General features: G+C 40.9%; 18 protein-coding genes. 11 read left to right on the forward strand and 7 right to left on the reverse strand.

All coding sequences use genetic code 11. The features are described from left to right. Positions 1 to 3 precede the first annotated feature (3 nt). The 4 genes from aceE to ampD all read right to left on the reverse strand — a co-directional run bounded on the left by aceE (position 4) and on the right by ampD (position 5,888). Positions 4 to 2,670 (reverse strand): pyruvate dehydrogenase (acetyl-transferring), homodimeric type, encoded by a 2,667-nt coding sequence (aceE, locus tag AAGD16_RS13190; protein WP_013465930.1) that lies wholly within the window; start codon positions 2,668 to 2,670, stop codon positions 4 to 6. Positions 2,671 to 2,754: 84 nt separating this feature from the next. After that, complete coding sequence (gene pdhR, locus AAGD16_RS13195) at positions 2,755 to 3,504, reverse strand: pyruvate dehydrogenase complex transcriptional repressor PdhR (protein ID WP_138608204.1); 750 nt, start codon at positions 3,502 to 3,504, stop codon at positions 2,755 to 2,757. Between the two features lie 699 nt (positions 3,505 to 4,203). Further along, entirely contained in the window at positions 4,204 to 5,055 is an 852-nt protein-coding gene (ampE, locus tag AAGD16_RS13200; protein WP_013465931.1) for a beta-lactamase regulator AmpE, read from the reverse strand. A 287-nt stretch (positions 5,056 to 5,342) separates the two neighbouring features. Next, the gene (ampD, locus tag AAGD16_RS13205) at positions 5,343 to 5,888 is read right to left on the reverse strand and encodes a 1,6-anhydro-N-acetylmuramyl-L-alanine amidase AmpD (RefSeq protein ID WP_377112296.1); all 546 of its coding nucleotides are present in this window, start codon (positions 5,886 to 5,888) and stop codon (positions 5,343 to 5,345) included. Between the two features lie 191 nt (positions 5,889 to 6,079). Between ampD and nadC the strand changes: the two genes are divergently transcribed. From nadC to yacG, 7 genes are all read left to right on the forward strand, one after another. After that, complete coding sequence (nadC, locus tag AAGD16_RS13210) at positions 6,080 to 6,925, forward strand: carboxylating nicotinate-nucleotide diphosphorylase (protein ID WP_377112299.1); 846 nt, start codon at positions 6,080 to 6,082, stop codon at positions 6,923 to 6,925. Positions 6,926 to 7,436: 511 nt separating this feature from the next. Further along, on the forward strand, positions 7,437 to 7,895 hold the full coding sequence (locus AAGD16_RS13215) for a prepilin-type N-terminal cleavage/methylation domain-containing protein (protein WP_377112302.1): 459 nt from the start codon (positions 7,437 to 7,439) through the stop codon (positions 7,893 to 7,895). A gap of 64 nt (positions 7,896 to 7,959) precedes the next feature. Next, a complete protein-coding gene (locus AAGD16_RS13220) occupies positions 7,960 to 9,189 on the forward strand; it encodes a type II secretion system F family protein (protein ID WP_377112305.1) in 1,230 nt (409 codons plus the stop codon). A 210-nt stretch (positions 9,190 to 9,399) separates the two neighbouring features. Next, positions 9,400 to 10,311, forward strand: coding sequence for a prepilin peptidase (locus AAGD16_RS13225; RefSeq protein WP_377112308.1), 912 nt, complete (start codon positions 9,400 to 9,402; stop codon positions 10,309 to 10,311). A gap of 2 nt (positions 10,312 to 10,313) precedes the next feature. Further along, a complete protein-coding gene (coaE, locus tag AAGD16_RS13230) occupies positions 10,314 to 10,943 on the forward strand; it encodes a dephospho-CoA kinase (protein WP_377112311.1) in 630 nt (209 codons plus the stop codon). Positions 10,944 to 11,077: 134 nt separating this feature from the next. Then, positions 11,078 to 12,754, forward strand: a complete 1,677-nt coding sequence (gene pilB, locus AAGD16_RS13235; protein ID WP_024601729.1) for a type IV-A pilus assembly ATPase PilB — start codon at positions 11,078 to 11,080, stop codon at positions 12,752 to 12,754. Positions 12,755 to 12,818: 64 nt separating this feature from the next. Beyond that, entirely contained in the window at positions 12,819 to 13,049 is a 231-nt protein-coding gene (yacG, locus tag AAGD16_RS13240) for a DNA gyrase inhibitor YacG (RefSeq protein WP_008114915.1), read from the forward strand. 59 nt (positions 13,050 to 13,108) lie between these two features. On the opposite strand, the gene AAGD16_RS13245 is transcribed toward yacG, so the two are convergent. Then, positions 13,109 to 13,597 carry a Spy/CpxP family protein refolding chaperone gene (locus AAGD16_RS13245; RefSeq protein ID WP_377112315.1) on the reverse strand — a complete coding sequence of 163 codons (489 nt, stop codon included), beginning with the start codon at positions 13,595 to 13,597 and terminating at the stop codon, positions 13,109 to 13,111. Between the two features lie 167 nt (positions 13,598 to 13,764). Between AAGD16_RS13245 and AAGD16_RS13250 the strand changes: the two genes are divergently transcribed. From AAGD16_RS13250 to AAGD16_RS13260, 3 genes are read left to right on the forward strand one after another with little or no spacing between them, the layout of a single operon-like run. After that, entirely contained in the window at positions 13,765 to 14,454 is a 690-nt protein-coding gene (locus tag AAGD16_RS13250; RefSeq protein WP_016899750.1) for a response regulator transcription factor, read from the forward strand. Continuing rightward, positions 14,432 to 15,859, forward strand: coding sequence for an ATP-binding protein (locus AAGD16_RS13255; RefSeq protein WP_377112319.1), 1,428 nt, complete (start codon positions 14,432 to 14,434; stop codon positions 15,857 to 15,859). The genes AAGD16_RS13250 and AAGD16_RS13255 overlap by 23 nt, the downstream gene beginning before the upstream one ends. Next, a complete protein-coding gene (locus tag AAGD16_RS13260) occupies positions 15,849 to 16,793 on the forward strand; it encodes an alpha/beta fold hydrolase (RefSeq protein ID WP_008114910.1) in 945 nt (314 codons plus the stop codon). Before AAGD16_RS13255 ends, AAGD16_RS13260 begins: the two co-directional genes overlap by 11 nt. On the opposite strand, the gene AAGD16_RS13265 is transcribed toward AAGD16_RS13260, so the two are convergent. Next, positions 16,790 to 17,602 (reverse strand): cation diffusion facilitator family transporter, encoded by an 813-nt coding sequence (locus AAGD16_RS13265; protein WP_013465942.1) that lies wholly within the window; start codon positions 17,600 to 17,602, stop codon positions 16,790 to 16,792. The two genes, AAGD16_RS13260 and AAGD16_RS13265, sit on opposite strands and share 4 nt — an antisense overlap. A 175-nt stretch (positions 17,603 to 17,777) precedes the next feature. Here AAGD16_RS13265 and trmL point away from each other — a divergent pair, with 175 nt between their 5' ends. Then, entirely contained in the window at positions 17,778 to 18,242 is a 465-nt protein-coding gene (gene trmL, locus AAGD16_RS13270) for a tRNA (uridine(34)/cytosine(34)/5-carboxymethylaminomethyluridine(34)-2'-O)-methyltransferase TrmL (RefSeq protein ID WP_013465943.1), read from the forward strand. A gap of 66 nt (positions 18,243 to 18,308) precedes the next feature. Here trmL and gpsA read toward each other — a convergent pair whose 3' ends face one another. Next, the gene (gene gpsA, locus AAGD16_RS13275; protein WP_013465944.1) at positions 18,309 to 19,316 is read right to left on the reverse strand and encodes an NAD(P)H-dependent glycerol-3-phosphate dehydrogenase; all 1,008 of its coding nucleotides are present in this window, start codon (positions 19,314 to 19,316) and stop codon (positions 18,309 to 18,311) included. Positions 19,317 to 19,319: the final 3 nt, after the last annotated feature.

The raw sequence follows: 19,319 nt of genomic DNA on the forward strand, positions 1-19,319 counted from the left end.
CTCTTATGCGTACAGTGGATTTAGTTTGTTCGTGTCGATGTTGAACTTTTTAATTGCTTCAACAACCACTGACTTTTCAACTTCACCACGTTTAGCAAGTTCAGATAATGTCGCAACTACCACGTAGCTTGCGTTAACTTCAAAGTGACGACGTAGGTTTTCACGGCTGTCTGAACGACCGTAACCATCTGTACCCAATACTTTGTAGTTACTGCTTGGGATAAATGAACGTGCTTGCTCTGCGTAGTTTTTCATGTAATCCGTTGCAGCAACAGTGACTGAATCGTTTAATACGCTTGTAATGTAAGCTGTTTTTTGCTCGCTTTCTGGATTAAGCATGTTGAAACGCTCAACATCTTGTCCATCACGGGTAAGTTCATTAAATGAAGTTACAGAGTAAACATCAGATGCAATACCATAGTCTTCGCTTAAAATTGCCGCCGCTTTACGCACTTCAGTCATGATAGTACCTGAGCTTAATAGCTGTACGTTGGCTTTTTTGCCTTCGTAGCTTTCAAGCTTGTAAATACCTTTACGAATACCTTCTTCAGCGCCTTCTGGCATTGCTGGCTGATGGTAGTTTTCGTTCATTAACGTTAGGTAGTAGTAAATGTTTTCTTGATCTTCACCGTACATACGACGAATACCGTCTTGCACAATAACCGCTACTTCAAATGCATAAGTAGGATCGTAAGAAATACAGTTAGGTACCGTGTTTGCAAGAATGTGGCTGTGGCCATCTTCGTGCTGTAAGCCTTCGCCATTTAGCGTTGTACGACCCGCCGTAGCACCTAATAAGAAACCACGTGCTTGTTGATCTCCTGCCATCCACGCCATGTCACCAACACGTTGGAAACCAAACATAGAGTAGTAAATGTAGAATGGGATCATCGGTAAGTCGTTGGTGCTGTAAGATGTTGCAGCAGCAACCCATGACGACATTGCACCTAGCTCGTTAATCCCTTCTTGTAGTACTTGACCTGAGGTTGCTTCTTTGTAGTAAGAAACAATATCACGGTCTTGGGGGGTGTAATTTTGGCCATGTGGGTTGTAAATACCGATTTGACGGAATAAACCTTCCATACCAAAGGTACGTGCTTCATCGGCAATAATAGGCACAATGTTTTTACCAATGCCTTTATCTTTTAATAAAATATTAAGAGCACGTACAAAGCCCATAGTGGTAGAAATATCACGCTTTTGTTCTTCAAGTAATGGCTTGAATGCGTCAACTTCTGGCAACTGTAACTTTTCAGAGAACTTAGCAATACGTGTTGGTGTGTAACCTTGTAATGCATCACGACGAGCATGTAGATACTTGTACTCAGGTGAATCTTTTTCAAGCTCTAAGTAAGGTAGCTCTTTTAATTGCTCTTCCGATACTAAATCATCTAAGCCTAAACGTGAGCGTAAGTGAGCCACATGCGACATATCCATTTTCTTAACTTGATGCGCAATGTTTTTACCTTCAGCTGCTTCACCCATGCCGTAACCTTTTACAGTTTTAGCTAGGATCACTGTTGGACGACCTTTCGTCTCTTCTGCCTTTTTAAATGCGGCATAAAGTTTTGAAGATTCGTGACCACCACGCTTAAGCGCAAAAATTTCGTCATCGGTCATATCAGCAACTAATGCTGCAGTTTCAGGGTAACGACCAAAGAAATGCTCACGTACGTACGCACCATCTTTTGCTTTATATGTTTGGTAATCGCCATCAACAGTTTCGTTCATTAGTTGCAGTAATTTACCTGTGGTGTCTTTAGCAAGGAGAATATCCCAACCGCTGCCCCAAACAAGTTTAATAACATTCCAGCCAGCGCCTTTAAATAGCCCTTCTAGCTCTTGAATGATTTTACCGTTACCCATTACTGGGCCGTCTAGGCGCTGTAGGTTACAGTTAACTAAGTAACATAAGTTGTCCAGCTTTTCACGTGCAGCGAAAGAGATAGCACCACGTGATTCTGGCTCATCCATTTCACCGTCACCTAAAAACGCGTATACACGTTGGTTTTTAGTGTCTTTTAAGCCACGGCCATCTAAGTATTTTAAGAAACGTGCTTGGTAAATTGAAGAAATTGGACCTAAGCCCATAGATACCGTTGGGAACTGCCAAAACTCTGGCATTAATTTAGGGTGAGGGTAAGAAGGTAAGCCTTTACCATCTACTTCCTGACGGAAATTATCAAGCTGTTCGGCACTTAAACGCCCTTCAACAAATGCACGCGCATAAATACCCGGAGAAATATGACCTTGGTAATAAACTAAATCACCACCATCAACATCATTTGGCGCTTTAAAGAAATGGTTAAAACATACTTCATAAAATGCAGCAGACGATTGGTAAGACGCCATATGGCCGCCTAAGTCGAGATCTTTTTTCGATGCACGCAATACAATCATAATCGCGTTCCAACGAATAATTGAACGAATACGGCGCTCAAGATTTACATCACCAGGGTAGGCAGGTTCTTGATCAACCGGGATCGTATTAACGTAGTTTGTGTTAATGCCAGTTGGCATATCAACACCGTCTAAGCGGGCTTGCTCTAACACTTGCTCAAGTAAAAACTGAGCTCGTTCAACACCTTCTTCGCGCACAACTGATTCAAGAGCTTGTAACCACTCTTGTGTTTCTAGCGCGTCTACGTCAATTTTATTGACTTCAGACATATGGAGGTTTCCTTATGTTTAAAATACTAATTTTATGTATTGAATACTTCACTGTTAACTCAAGTTAACAGTGAATGTACTTGCTTAATTTTGTTTGGTGCGTCTCAAACTACGTTCAATTCGCGAGTGCTCTTTACCCGCTTCAAGCAATGCTTCTTCAATATAGGCTAAATGCGCATTACTCGCTAAGCGAGCTTGTTCAGGATTACCGTCAATCACTGCATCCATTAATAAGCGTCTATGCTCGGCTAATTGGCTGCTTATATCTGACTTTTTAAGTAACACCGTTAAATTTTGTAAAACATTCTGCTCAAGTAAGCTTTGCATCCCTCTTACTAAATGCAGTAACACTACGTTATGAGACGCCTCAGCAATGCAAAAATGAAAGTCATTAATCGCTTTGGCTTTTTGCTTTAATTCATCTTTAGCTAATGCAATCTGCTCAAAGCTCTGTTTTACTTTTGCAAAATCGTTACTTGTTCCGCGAAGTGCTGCGTAATAAGCCGCAATTCCCTCTAGCGCATGACGAAATTCTAATAAATCAAATTGCGATTCGGGGTGTTTACTGATCAAATCAAACAACGGATCAGTCAGCCCCTCCTCCAATTGATTTTTTACATACGTTCCACCACCTTGACGACGAGTTACGAGCCCTTTTGCCTCAAGCTTTTGAATGGCTTCACGCAACGACGGACGCGACACTTCAAATTGCTTGGCGAGTTCACGCTCCGGTGGTAACTTTTCTCCTGGTGCTAACGACCCCTCAAGAATCATGTTCTCGAGTTGTTGTAAAATAACATCAGATAATTTTGCCGCTTTAATTTTTAAAGACATCAATCAACGTCCGCGTTGTATAAGTGCTAGCAGCCCATTAAATAAGGCTTTTAACTGAATGACCTGACCAAAAGGTAAATTGGTCATACCAAATTTTGCCATACGTTATCAAAAACCGTAATTACTGTCAATTTACAGCAGTTTTAAAGCCCTAAGGCCAGCGTAACGTAATTTAAACAAAGTTCAAATAATACACAGAATGCAGAGGATAAAGAAAGGTTAATATGATGAAAAACAAATGGTCAGACCAGCTAATTTGGGTTTTCGGATTCGGGGTTCGCAATAGGATAAAATGTAGAGTAATTTGCAAACATGTTTTTACATTGTAGGCGGGAGTTTACCTCGCGCATGTTTAGGTTAAAGGTTAAAGGTTTTAAGCCCGCAACTCGAAGCCCGTCACAAAAAAGTAAAGTGCGCGGCATAAAGCCCCGCCTACGATTAACCCAACACTATGCTTAGCTTAATCTCTGCCTAGAACCTAAAACTCTAGGCACCAAATATATTTATTTTTTAACCACAGAGGGCACAGAGACGCTTCGCGTTCCACAGAGGGAAAAACCATTCATTGTCACTTACTCGGTGTACTCTAAATTCTCTGTGGTAAATAAATTACTTAAAAACTATTACACAAAGAGAAGACAATGAGAGTAAATGAGAAGCAAAAGTAAACCCTAGTGCCTAGAACCTAATCCCTGCTTTTTAACTTAAACCACCAAATAAAGTCATTAAAGCAATCAATACTAAGTAGAAAAGTACATTTCGCTTAACTAGTTTGATCATACAGGTGGCTTCAAAGGTGCAACCATAATAGCGCTCTTCAACTTGCTCGGCGGCCAATGCAGTATAAGTAACCACCTTGCGATTAGGACTTGAAAAGTCAAACACGTAATGTAACCAACAGCTAGTCCCTTTATTAAAGTTACCAATCACTAAATAGCCAAAACTGGTAATACGCGCAGGGAGCCAATCAAGCCAAAATAGTAAACGATGGAGGAGTTTAAAATGCTTAGCAATGACTTCATCACGGTTATCACTCACTAAGTCGGCAAAGGTACGTACTAATGCATAAAAAACAGCACCAGCAACGCCCAATACCACAAACCAAAATATAACCGCACAATAAAATCGAAAGTTAACCCAAGCCAGCGTTTGCCCTAAGGTTTCGCCGCCTTGTTGCTCTTGGGTGCGTTTTTGCCCTAATTGCAAAGCATACAAAGACGCAGCGGTTTGATCCCCTCGGGTCAGTGCATTTAAATACGATTTATATAAAGCGCGTTGCTTAGCACAACCAAAACAAACGAGTAACACCGCCACATTAAAAACAAGCTGCCAAAGTGCAAAGTCAGATAAAAAATACACACACCCAACAGCAATCACAGGCAGTAATAGCCAAATTAAAAACCCTGTAGCTGTGCCAAATAAACCTTTATTGGTCAATAAATTAACAGAGCGAGTTAAGTAGCCATTAGCGTAATAACTCATTTGCCAATGCGCAGAGCGAGCACCTAAACGCTCAAGTATCAGTGCAATTATTATTGAAACCAAAATCATGTTGTTACTCGCTTAATTTAGGGTCTGTTGACCTTTGCGGATTATAATTTGTTCAAACTAGGGGCGATTTAATCGCGGCGCGAAGTTTGTAACCTAGTGGGCTAAGTCAAAACCGAGCAACAAAGAGTAAATCGTCCCTAGGCAGAACCCGAAGGGCAGCGCCTGTTTGGCATTGATGCTACGTTATCGCCTATTTATGGGGAATAACCACACCACATAGGCGCTGCCTTGCCTAAATACCAAACAGACTGCTGCAAATTTAACCTTGAAAGGTCAACAGACCCTAGTTATTTAATTAGGTTAAAAAACTTACGCCAGTTAAAACTCGCTCCAGGGTCGGTTTTTCGCCCAGGGGCTATATCGCAATGCCCAACTATATTACTGGCTGTTATTTTTGGATAGCGCTGCATAATAGCCTGCGCCAATGCAGCTAAACTTTGATATTGCGCATCGGTATAGTTAATTGTATCTGTGCCTTCAAGCTCTATACCTATACTAAAATCATTACAATTTTGTTGCCCAGCAAAGCAGGAGCGCCCCGCATGCCATGCACGTTTTTCAAAAGGCACATACTGTATAACTTCGCCGCAGCGCTTAATAAAACAATGCGCTGACACCTTAAGCCCCTCTAGGTCACTAAAGCTAGAATGTGCATTACAATCAATACACCCCATAAATAAATCATCAACATACGGAGTGTTAAACTGCCCTGCGGGCAATGAAATATTATGAATAACCAACAGCGAAATATCGCACTGAGCAGGTCGCTCGTCAAAGTGGCTACACGCCCGCTGGCTAATATTATTTATAACGCCTAAAGAATCTATTTTCATAACTAACCAAAATTGATGTATATCAAGATGCTAATAGATTTAACCCTATAAAGATAGCGTAATACTAAACGATAAAATATGATCAACGTGTAAATTAAGCGCTGGCTGATTAGTTTAGTTGTTAGCAGCTTCTATTTAGTAATTAAACAGAGTAAAATTTAGTTAATTTATTATCTATTATGAGCTTTTTCATGTCTATTTCGCATACCCTAATTAGTCAACTTGTTACCTTAGCACTTAATGAAGATCTAAATTATCAAAGCGCCGAACAAGGCGATATTACCGCACAGCTTATTCCTCAAGCAGAGCAAGCCCATGCGAAAGTGATCACCCGTGAAGACTGCATCTTTTGTGGCAAAGACCTAATCATTGAAGTGTTCAAGCAAGTCGATCCAAGCGTGGTTGTAAATATATGCGTGAACGACGGCGACTTTGTCAGTGCCAATAGCACTTTATTTACCGCATCAGGTTCTGCTCGCGCTATTTTAACAGCCGAGCGCACCGCACTTAACTTTGTACAAACGCTTTCTGGTACGGCCACAACTACAGCGCACTATGTAAAAGAGTTAAGTGGCACTAGCACGCAACTACTCGATACCCGTAAAACCATTCCAGGGCTTAGAGCGCTGCAAAAGTATGCAGTTAAATGTGGCGGCGGTGCAAACCACCGAATTGGTTTGTTTGATGCGTTTTTAATTAAAGAAAACCACATAGCAGCCTGTGGAGGAATTAATAACGCGGTTACTCAAGCTAAGCTAAATCATGCCGATAAACCTATAGAGGTTGAAGTTGAATCGTTTGATGAGCTAGAGCTAGCCATTAACGCAGGCGCCGACATTATTATGTTAGATAATTTTAATCCTGAGCAAATACGCCAAGCAGTTAGCATTACAAATAAGCGCGCTAAACTTGAAGTGTCGGGCAATATGACTCTAGAAACACTAAAAGCCTACTCGCAAGCAGGCGTAGACTTTATCTCAAGCGGTGCACTTACAAAAAATTTACAATCAATCGATTTATCGATGCGATTTGAGTAAATAATGTAAAATTTATTTATATATTCTTGCGCTAATTGATTGACAGCTTTTAAAAAAGGGCATTAAATAATCCAAAAGGACTATTTGTAACAAGTTATTAAATTAATGCGTTTTTTATAAAGTTTTTACATACAAAAGCGCAATAAACAGTGTTAGACTCATTCATATTGACTAGTTTTAAATATTTAATTAGTTAAAAAGAGTGGAAAAGCATTTATAAGGGACAGTGTAAAAATAAGCGATAGGGTTTATTTTACAATTAGCTTGTAACTTACGCGGGTTATAACTAACTTTTAATAGATAAGTTTATGCTCAAGTAAGGGACAAATTAACGAATAACCGCCATAAAGTGCGTGTCTTCGCGGAAAAATTTTTACCGCTAAAACACAGCACTAAATTTGGCAAAATGATTTTATTTTTGTAGTAACAGGTTAAGTGAACAACATAAGTTAAATTTAAAAAACTTATACCCGTTTGGCTTACCACAACATTATCCTTTAGGAGAGGAAACATGCAAACAATGACACAACAAAACCAAAAGGGTTTCACCCTAATTGAATTAATGATTGTAGTAGCAATCATCGGTATTTTAGCAGCAGTAGCACTGCCTGCTTATCAGGATTACACAGCTCGCGCCAAAGCTGCTGAGCTTATGCTTGCTGCTAGTGGTGCAAAAACATGTGTGAGCGAAAAAGCACAAGTAGGTCAAGACCCAGACGATTGCGACGCAGACTTTAGATCTACTAAATACGTTACTACAGTTGCAGTAAGCGATGCTGGTGTTATTTTGGCTACAGGTCAGAGCGATCTTGCTGGTTTAACAATAACTTTAACTCCTCAAAACGGTGCAGCAGCAGCTACGGCGGCTAATTTCACAGCTGGTTTTAACCTTAGCGAGTGGGTTTGTACAGGTGCTGCAACAGGCACAGCTAAAACAAGTTGGTTACCTAGCTCTTGTACCTCTAGCTAAACATGTAAAACAAAACTAAGGTAGCTTTTGCTACCTTTTAACTCCTACAAATAGAGTTTTATAAATGGCAAACAAGGGCAATGATAAAAATATAGACGTATTCCAGTGGACAGGAGTAAGCGCTCGTGGCAAAAAACTCGAAGGAGAACTCACTGGCTCAAGTATCGCTTTAGTAAAAGCCCAATTACGAAAGCAAGGTATTACCCCCTCAAAAGTAAAACGCAAAGCCAAGCCGTTATTTGGTTTGCAAAGTGTGCAAAAAATCACCCCAAAAGATATTGCACTCGTCACACGACAAATCGCTACCATGCTGATGGCGGGTGTACCACTGATACAATCGATTGAGATGATAGGCTCAGGTTCTACCAATAAAAGTGTGAGTAAACTCATGGAAACCATTGGTGATGAGGTTAAAGCGGGGCAACCATTATCAATGGCACTCAGAAAGCACCCTCGTTATTTTGATGATTTATATTGCGATTTAGTGGCCTCAGGTGAGCAGTCAGGCTCTTTGGATAAAATATTTGACCGCGTCGCCCTTTATAAAGAAAAATCAGAAGCGCTGAAATCAAAAATTAAAAAAGCCATGTTTTATCCAGCGGCAGTTTTAGTTGTCGCATTCATTGTTACCTCTATATTACTGATATTTGTAGTACCGCAATTTCAAGATATTTTTGCTGGCTTTGGTGCCGAACTGCCCGCTTTTACCTTATTCGTCATCGCCATTTCTGAATTTATGCAAGCCAACTGGTGGATAGCCCTAATTGGCGTTGTGGCATTTGGTTATCTATTTAAAGAAGCACATTTAAGAAGTTTAAAACTGCGTGATGCCACTGACCGCGCCATACTTAAACTCCCAGTTATTGGCATGATACTCAATAAAGCAGCGGTCGCGCGCTATGCGCGTACTTTATCGACCACCTTTGCTGCCGGTGTACCATTGGTGGATGCTTTGGATTCTGCAGCAGGTGCCTCAGGTAATGCGGTTTACCGTTATGCTATTTTAGAAATAAAAGCCGAGGTGAGTTCAGGTAATCAAATGAACTGGGCGATGCGTAATTCAAAAATATTCCCTGATATGGTAATTCAAATGGTTGCCATTGGTGAAGAGTCAGGATCGCTTGATGGCATGCTCGCAAAAGTAGCAACTATCTACGAGCAAGAAGTAGATGACGCGGTAGATGGCCTATCGAGCTTACTTGAGCCGTTAATAATGGCGGTACTCGGTATATTAGTCGGTGGCTTAATTGTCGCCATGTACTTACCTATATTCCAACTAGGTTCAGTTATTTAGCTTCGAGCTTCGAGTTTCTAGGCCCGTTACCCGAAGCCCGTTGCCCGCAACTAAAGTGCGCGGTATAAAGCCCCGCCTACAGAACAATTAAAACGCGGTGGTTCCCCGCAACTCGTAGCCCGTTGCTTGAACCTTGAACCTTGAACCTAACTTTGCACTTATATAAAACCACTGTATTATCAACACAGAATTTAGTTTTAGGTAAAATAAATGCAAAGTCTTTTTATTGATATCACCGCCACGATGCAAAACCATTTATGGTTTTACTTAACCACTATTGGACTGGTGAGTTTATGTATTGGTAGCTTTTTAAATGTGGTGATTTATCGCTTGCCGCTAATGATGCAAAAAGAATGGCAAACTGAATGCCGCTTATTATTAGCCGATGAACTAACCAACGCTAAAGCGAAACAAACCAACGCACAAACGACTGACACGTTTAACTTAGTTAAACCCAACTCATGTTGTCCTAAGTGCAAAGCGGCCATTAAACCGTGGCAAAATATCCCTATAATTAGCTGGTTATTATTAAAAGGTAAATGCGCAACCTGTAACAACCCAATATCAGTACGTTACCCTCTCGTTGAGGCCATTACCGCTATTTTAAGTTTAGTGGTTGCCTACACCTTTGGCGCAACAGAGCAGGCTTTATTGTACATTGTAGTTACTTGGGCGTTGGTAGCACTGACTTTTATTGATATTGATCACATGCTACTGCCGGACCAGCTTACTTTGCCACTTTTATGGTTAGCGTTAATCGCCTCAGTTATGGGTTATACCATTGCCCCTAGCGATGCCATTATTGGCGCAGCATGTGGCTATTTAAGCTTATGGAGTGTGTTTTGGTTGTTTAAATTAATAACCGGCAAAGAAGGCATGGGCTATGGCGACTTTAAATTACTGGCGGTGTTTGGCGCATTGCTAGGTTGGCAATCGTTATTGACCATTATTTTACTCTCAAGCGTAGTTGGCGCTGTAATTGGCATTGCTCTACTGAGCATTCAAGGTAAAGACAAAGCAACGCCCATTCCTTTTGGCCCTTACTTAGCAATAGCCGGCTGGATCACTATGCTATGGGGAACGCAACTGCAAAACAGCTATTTTAATTTTATTGGCTACTAACTATGAGCAATACACAACACCATATAAATAACTGGGTATTGGGACTAACCGGCGGGATTGGCTGTGGTAAAACCGCAGTTAGCGATATGTTGGCAGAACTAGGTATTACTATTGTGGATGCAGATATAGTGGCTCGCCAAGTGGTTGAACCCGGCACTGATGGCCTAAAAGCGATTATTGCGCATTTTGGCAATGATATACTCGATGAACATGACGCATTAAACCGTGGCGAACTACGAGCGCGGATTTTTAGTAACCCTGAGCAAAAAACATGGCTCAATGCTCTGCTGCACCCATTAATACGCACTCAGCTTATTATTGATTTAAAAAACGCGCAAAGCGACTACGTGGTGTTAGTTGCCCCACTATTATTTGAAAATGGGCTTGATGGCTACTGTCATCGTACTTTGCTAATAGATGTTCCCAAAGAGGTGCAAATTGCACGTACTACACAGCGCGACAATATAAGCATTGAACAAGCAGAGCAAATTATTGACGCACAAATGTCTCGAGAGCATAAACAACAAAAAGCGGATGATATTTTAAATAATAACCGCGACCTAAGCGATGTAAAACAAGACTTACTTAAACTGCATAATTATTATTTACAGCAAGCTAAGTCTACAATATAAATAAATTAACCCAATCGCAGCGCCATAAACTGATATTTTTATCAGTAAATTGTCTGCTGCGTTGGTACGATTAATGTATTCCTTTCTTTTTTCTGATAAATTGCTGACTAAAGAAGGATTAAATCAGGTGCGCAATGAATATTAACTCACCGTTATTAAGAAAATTTATTACCCTCGGCCGGGTTGATACTGATACCGTAAAAACACGGCAGCAAGATTTTGCGTCAACTGCAGAGCTTATCTCTAAATGTGGAAAAATAGACAGTAAAGATTTAGCTGAGCAATGCATTGATTTATTTAGAGTGCCTTTTTTTGATTTAAAAGATTTTAATGTCGCACAAATATCTGCTGAGCTGGTTAAAGAAAAACTGATCCGCAAACACCACATTTTGCCTTTGGTACAAAAAGGCAGAAAAGTGTATATTGCCGCCTCAGATCCTACCGATTATGGCGCCTTCGAAAACTTTGAGTTTAGCACGGGTTTATCGTGCGAAGTGGTTGTGGTTGACTACGTCCAGCTCGATAATAAAATTGAGCAATTACTCGATGCTACTGGCAGTTTAAATTTAAGTGAAGATGAATTTAAAGAGTTCGCTGAACTCGATTCTGAGCAGCACAAAGAACACACTCCCAAAGACGATGACAAAGACGACGCCCCAATAATTGTCTACATTAATAAAATTTTAATGGATGCAATAAAAAAAGGCGCCTCAGATTTACACTTTGAACCTTATGAACACAAATACCGTATTCGCTTTCGCATTGATGGTATTTTGCACGAAGTAGCCAGCCCGCCAAATACTTTAGCCAGTAAATTATCAGCGCGAATAAAAGTAATGTCGCGACTGGATATTGCAGAAAAGCGTAAACCACAAGATGGCCGTATTAAGCTTAAAATCACTGAACGTAAAAGTATTGATTTTCGTGTTAGTACCATGCCAACTTTGTGGGGCGAAAAAATTGTAATGCGTATTCTTGATTCATCCAGTGCCATGCTAGGTATTGATGTATTAGGCTATGAACCCGAGCAGAAAAAACTATACCTCGATGCACTTGAGCAACCGCAAGGGATGATTTTGGTTACCGGCCCAACCGGTTCAGGTAAAACGGTTTCTTTGTATACGGGCTTAAATATACTCAATCAGCCGGAGCGGAATATTAGTACCGCCGAAGATCCGGTAGAAATTAACCTCGAAGGGGTTAACCAAGTACAAATAAATACTAAAGCAGATATGACTTTTGCTAATGCACTGCGGGCGTTTTTACGTCAAGATCCCGATGTAGTGATGGTGGGTGAAATACGTGATTTAGAAACTGCAGAAATATCAATTAAAGCGGCGCAAACAGGTCACTTGGTGCTGTCAACACTGCATACCAACTCAGCGCCAGAAACGATTACTCGTTTGTTAAATATGGGTGTACCCGCGTATAATGTGGCCAGTTCTATTAGTTTAATTATAGCTCAGCGTTTAGCCCGAAGATTATGCTCTAAATGTAAAACACCAGAGCAGTTACCTCGCGAAGAGCTTATACGCCAAGGCTTTAGTGAACAACAAATTCAAGACATGGTTTTATACGCACCTAAAGGCTGTGAAAACTGTACCGATGGCTACAAAGGCCGTGTTGGTATTTACGAAGTAATGAAAATTACGCCTGAAATTGCCCAAATTATAATGCGCGGCGGTAACTCATTAGAAATTGCTGAGGTATCACTTAAAGCAGGATATAACAATTTGCGTTTATCGGGTATTCGTAAAGCCGCAGAGGGTGTGACCTCACTTGCTGAGATTAATCGTGTCACTAGTTTTTAAATAGAAAGCTTAGCCGTTTATTATAAATTGAGTCGCAAAGCCTATATTAATGTGAGAGTAAATTATGCCAACAGTGGTTAACTGCCCAACCTGTAAAGCAAAAGTAGAATGGTCAGAACAAAGTCCGAATCGCCCTTTTTGTTCAAAACGTTGCCAACTTATTGATTTAGGTGAATGGTCGTTTGAAAATAATAAAATTTCAGCGCCGATTACATCTGCAGATGAGTTCAGCCAAGACATGATTGAAGATATTGAAGCAATGATGGCAAAAAACGAAGATGACTTTTTTAAGTAATAAAACGACTTAAAAACAAAAGCCAGCTAAAAGCTGGCTTTTTGCTTTACTTGAAAGCGTTATGCTCTTTGTTTGCGATGCTTTTTGTCTTTACGTTGTTGCATTTTTTCAAGCTGTTCACGTTGCTCAGCATTTAAGACCTGCCAAATTTGATGTTGCGTTTTAAGTTTAATTAATCCCATTTGCTCAGCTTTTACTTGGCGCTCGCCAAGTAGCTCTTTGGCTGCGTTTTCATCAAATGTTGATGCTGATAATAACACCTCTTTTTTTTCTTTATACGCTTCACGTATTGCTTTACGGGCTTCTTTATTAGCCCCTCTTAGTGCTTGGAGCTGTTTTTTTTGTGTTTCAAAAATCGCTTTTAGTTGTGTTTGTTGATCTTCAGTAAGCGCCAGTTTATCTGCTGCTCGCTCAGAGAGTAAAAAGCGTGCTTGAGAGTGGCCCTGTTTATGCCCATCACCTTTTGCAAGTGCACTGCCCGCACTGAGCGTTGCTGCTGTTAAGCCACATATAAGTACTAATTTTGATAGCGTGTTTATCTTAGTCATAATCATCACCTTAATATTGAGTTGGTTGTTGGCTGCTAGCCAGTGTGTTCACTATAACCGGCTCAATGCAAAGTAACGCAAAGCAGTGTAAAGGTTATGTAAAGACTAACTTTTAGTACATTAAACGCGTAAAATAAAACCATAAAACAGCGCGTAAGGCTTAATGTATGAAACTATTAATGATTGATGATGACACCGGTTTATGTGAGCTATTAAGCGAGTATCTGAGCGCACAAGGCTTTAGCATACAAACCGCACATGATGGCCAACAAGGCTTAGAGCTTGCTTTACAAAACGATTACGCGCTTATATTACTTGATGTTATGTTGCCCTCTATAGATGGCTTTGAAGTACTCAAACAACTCAGACAAAGTAAATTAACGCCGGTGATTATGTTGACCGCTAAAGGTGAAGACTTTGACCGTATTTTTGGTTTAGAGCTCGGCGCTGATGACTATATTCCAAAACCGTTTAACCACCGCGAACTCCTTGCCCGCGTTAAAGCCATTACTCGCCGTATTGAACACATTAATAGTGTAAGCAATAACAATAATAAAAAGCTCTCTTTAAACGGTATTACTATTAACTTTGCCACGCGTGAAGCCAGTGTAAATAACACCACACTCACGCTTACGGGTACCGAATACGAAATATTGGCTTTATTAGTAAAACACGCTCCTGATGTTATAAGCAAAGAGCAAATAAGCGAAGAGGTACTAGGACGGCGTTTAGCGTCATTTGATCGCTCTATTGATATGCATGTGAGTAATATTCGAAAAAAAATAGCCGAGCATATCGCGGGTGAAAAAATTAAAACTATTCGAGGGACGGGTTATGTCTTTATCCAAGGAGAGTAAATTAACGCGTTTTAGCTGGTTAAGACACCCTCGACATTATTTGTTTTTTAAAGTCTTTGCTTGGTTTTGGCTAACGATCATTGGCACTTTTACTGCGCTATTTTTCTTAAGTAATATTTCGCTGATCAATGCTATTAGCCATGACCCACTGCAAGGACCAATGCAGAAAAACCTAGAATACCTAGCACGAGCTATCGAGCGCAGCGCACATAAACACAAGCGATCTATTAATGACATTATTACTCATCCGCGTTTAACTAAACGTAAATTGCTTTATTTAAATTCACAAAACAGCGATGAGGTTTTGATCAGTAAAGATGTTGAGAACAATATTGATTTAAGCTTACTTAACTTTAGCAAGGGGATGCCTCCACAAGTTATTTTTACTGAATACTATCAAGCTTTTGGCCCTGTGCGCATTCGAGTACCTGAAGGCGAATTTGAGTTATATGAAATCGATATAAATCAACAGCGACCGCTCTTTATTCGCTTAAGATTGTTGCCGGTTTGGTTAAAAATTTCTATCGCCATTATCGCCTCACTTACATTAAGCTTTTTATTTAGTCGTAACTTAATTGCCCCTATAAATAGCTTAAAACAAGCTGCAATTAGGCTCTCAAATGGCGATTTAAGTGCGCGCGCGGCAATAAATAGTCAACGAAAAGATGAGCTTGGAGTTTTAGGACGCGATTTTAACCGTATGGCTGATCAATTAGAGCAACTACTTAGCGCTCAAAAGCGTTTACTTGCCGATATATCCCATGAATTGCGCTCCCCACTAACACGCTTAAAAATGGCCACAGGGTTGGCGCAAATGCAAGCGAGTGAGGCCAGCCAATCGTATTTATTGCGTATTGAAAAAGAAGCAAATCAACTTGATAAAATGATAGCCGATGTATTGCAGGTATCGCGCTTAGAAGCCAATAGCCAACCTTTATCACTGCAAGCGCAGTCGTTACAAGTTATTGTTGACCATGTGATTAACGATGCTCAGTTTGAAGCAAAACAGTACAATAAAACGCTGCATATTCAAGGTGATGCTGAGGTAAATATAGAGTGCGACGAAATGCTGATTGCCAGTGCTCTAGAAAATATTTTACGTAATGCAATTAAATACGCACAACATACTATTAGCATCACCTTAAAACACAGTGATATCATTACTATACAAATATGTGATGACGGCCCTGGCGTTCCCGCAGCGCAACTTGATAAACTATGTGAGCCATTTTTTAGGCAATCAGACGCCCGCGACCGAGTCAGCGGCGGCACTGGGCTGGGTTTAGCCATTGCAAAAAATGCGGTGATTGCCCACGGCGGAAATTTAGCTTTATCAAATAAGGACGCTGGCGGGTTATGCGTTGAGATAAGCTTACCAATACAAAAGAGAGACCATGTTTTATAGCAATGAAAGCGAGCTTGAAAATAACCTACCTGCCATTAATGAGTTTTATACTAATACACTCAAAAAAGCCTATTTAAGCACGGCTGCCGGTAAATTATTTTATGCTTACGCTAAGCCTAAACAGGCTCACACTGCCATTGTTATTAGTTCTGGGCGCATTGAAGGACTCGATAAATACAAAGAGCTGCTTTGGGAGCTTTATTGTAATAATTTTGCTGTTTTTATTGTTGATCACCAAGGCCAAGGGCGCTCTTATCGGTTATTAAAAAACCCCCATAAAGGCTATGTCAAACAATTTGAAGATTACAGTCACGATCTCAATCAATTCAATCTTGAGGTGGTAAAGCAGCATTGGCAAGGTAAAAAACTACTGCTTAGCCATTCAATGGGCGGCGCTATTGCGTTTGATTACTTAGCACGTTACTCACATGACTTTAGTGGGGCGTTTTTATCTGCGCCCATGTTTGATATTCATACTAAAGGAATACCAAAACCCGTAGCACAGTTTATCGCCGCCAGTGCGTCATTATTAGGGTTCTCAGGGTGTTATGCGTTAGGACAAAGCGATTATACACCTGAAGAGTTTGCGCTTAACACTTTAACCAGTAGCCAAATACGCTATGATCAATTTAGGGCAACTTATCAGCAAACGCCACTATTACAATTAGGCGGTGTTACCTATGGCTGGCTGCATACTGTTTTTTCATTTATTAAAGCGCTCGATAAACTATCCATAACAACCCCGTTATTTATAGCCAGCGCAGAAAATGACGAAGTGGTTGATAACCAAGCCCAGCATAAGCTTGCAAGCCGACATAAAAACACCCTAATAAAGCAGTTTAAAGGGGCTAAGCACGAGCTGTTTTTTGAACGGGACGAAATTCGCCAACCATTGCTAACAAGCCTTTATAAATTTTGTGATTCAATAGGTTAACTACTAAGCGACAGCGGATCTAGGTGAATCAAAATATCAACTTCAGATTCAAATTGCTGAGTGATCATCAGCTCCACTTCATCTGCCACTTTATGGGCACGAATAAGCGGTAAATTGTCATCAAGCTCTAAATGTAGTTGAATAAACTTAACTTTACCGCCCTGTCGAGTGCGAATACCGTGCACCCCATAAACATCATTATGGTTACGCGCTATTTCAAAAATACTTTGCTTTTCTTCATCGGGTAGCTCTTTGTCCATTAAATGCGAGGCACTTTCGGTTGCTATATCCCAACTGTTATACAATAAATAACCTGCCACACCGATAGCAAACAATGGGTCGGCATACAGTACGCCATAGTAGGCGAGTAAAATAGCAAGCAATACCGCCGCATTTAAAATTAAATCGCCCTTGTAGTGAACGGAGTCGGCTTTGATGGCGATTGATTCAGTGTGCTTCACGACTTTATTTTGCACAAATACAATTACCAAGGTACAAGCAATGGCAAAAATACTCACCCATACACCTAATAATGAGTGCGAAAGCTCTACTGGGTTTATTAATCGCTCGATACCGTGAAACATTAATAAACAGCCCGAGCCCGCAATAAATGCAGCTTGGCCTAACCCTGCAAGCGCCTCCGCTTTACCGTGACCAAACCGGTGGTCATCATCCGCAGGACGCAGTGCATACGATAAAACTAAAAAGCTCATTAGCGTCGCGGTAATATCCATTAATGAATCAGTGAGTGAGCCAAGCATCGACGCCGAACCCGACGCCAGCCAAGCCCATGCTTTGGTCGCAATCATTAGGCTCACCATGACCATGGTCACTATGCTTGAAGCTTTGACCCAAAATTCATAACTGCGATTATGCACGTATCTGTCCAAGTGTAAGATGTATTTAATGTTTGTAGTATATCATTTTTTATTCATTGTTCGTGTATACTGAGCCAGTCAAATTAAAGATTTTATAGGGCTTATTGTGCTGGATATTGTTTTATACCAACCTGAAATTCCGCCTAACACCGGGAATATCATTCGTTTATGTGCCAATACTGGCTATTCATTGCATTTAATTGAACCGTTAGGGTTTGAGTGGGATGACAAACGTGTAAAACGCGCTGGACTTGACTATCACGAATTTAGCCATGTACAACGCCATGCCTCATTTGATGCTTACTTAGAAAAGTGCCAACCTAAAAAAGTGTATGCTTGCACCACTAAAGGTAGCCAATTTCATCACCAAGCACAGTATGAAGCGGGTGATTGCTTAGTATTCGGACCAGAAACCCGAGGCTTACCTGATGACATGATTCAAGCACTGCCAAACGAGCAACGCGTGCGTATACCTATGCAAGCCGATAGTCGCAGTATGAATCTGTCTAATGCAGTAGCTGTGTTTGTGTATGAATCTTGGCGCCAGCTTGGCTTTGTAAACGCGCAGTAATTATTTACCAATAATAAAAAACCGACATTATGTCGGTTTTTTAATTTTTAAAGAATAGTGAAGCATTTATTCTGACTTTTGTTCACGACCTAATAACGCCATAGCAGCTGCTTTCATGTCTTTATTTTCATAGAGTACTTTGTATATTTGCTCGGTAATTGGCATTTCCACACCAGCGCGTTGAGCTAGTAAGTACACTTCTTTGGTATTTCTAAAGCCTTCAACCACTTGGCCGATTGATGCAATGGCATCATCAACACTCTCACCTTTGCCTAAGGCTAAACCAAAACGGCGGTTGCGCGATTGGTTATCGGTACAGGTCAGAATTAGATCACCTAACCCGGCCATACCCATAAAAGTTTCAGGTTTTGCACCCAGTGCACACCCTAAACGCGACAACTCTGCTAAACCACGAGTAATAAGCGCGGTACGAGCATTTGCACCAAACCCCACTCCATCAGAAATTCCCGCACCAATGGCAATCACGTTTTTAACCGCACCACCGAGCTGTATACCAATAAAATCATCATTGTTATACACCCTAAACGAGCGCCCGCAATGCAATAAATCGGCTATTTGTTTAGCAAATGCCGATGATGTTGATGACACCGAAATTGCAGTTGGTGATCCCATCGCCATTTCTTTGGCAAAGGTTGGCCCTGAAAGCACCGCTAATGGCACCTCTTCACCTAGCTCTTGCACTGCCACTTCTTGTAACAAACGCCCAGTATTTGGCTCTAGCCCTTTGGTGGCCCATGCTATTTTTGCATTTGGGCGCAAAGCAGGTTTGATTTGCTTTAATGTGTCAGCAAATGCGTGGCTTGGCACAACAACCAAAACAATATCGCTACTTTGCGTTGCACGCTGTAAATCTGCTTCAAGGATTAAGGTGTCAGGAAAAGGAATATCAGGTAAGTAACGTTGATTTTTTCGCTCAGCTGCAAGCGTCGCAACGTCTTGGCTATTGCGTCCCCATAAAGTCACCTTGTGACCATTTCGGGCTAAACAAATAGCAAGGGCGGTGCCATACGACCCCGCCCCTAAAACAGTAACAGCTGATGTGGCTGTATTCATAAA

Origin of the sequence: Pseudoalteromonas sp. M58, assembly GCF_042604605.1 — a bacterium.
GTDB lineage: Bacteria > Pseudomonadota > Gammaproteobacteria > Enterobacterales > Alteromonadaceae > Pseudoalteromonas > Pseudoalteromonas tetraodonis.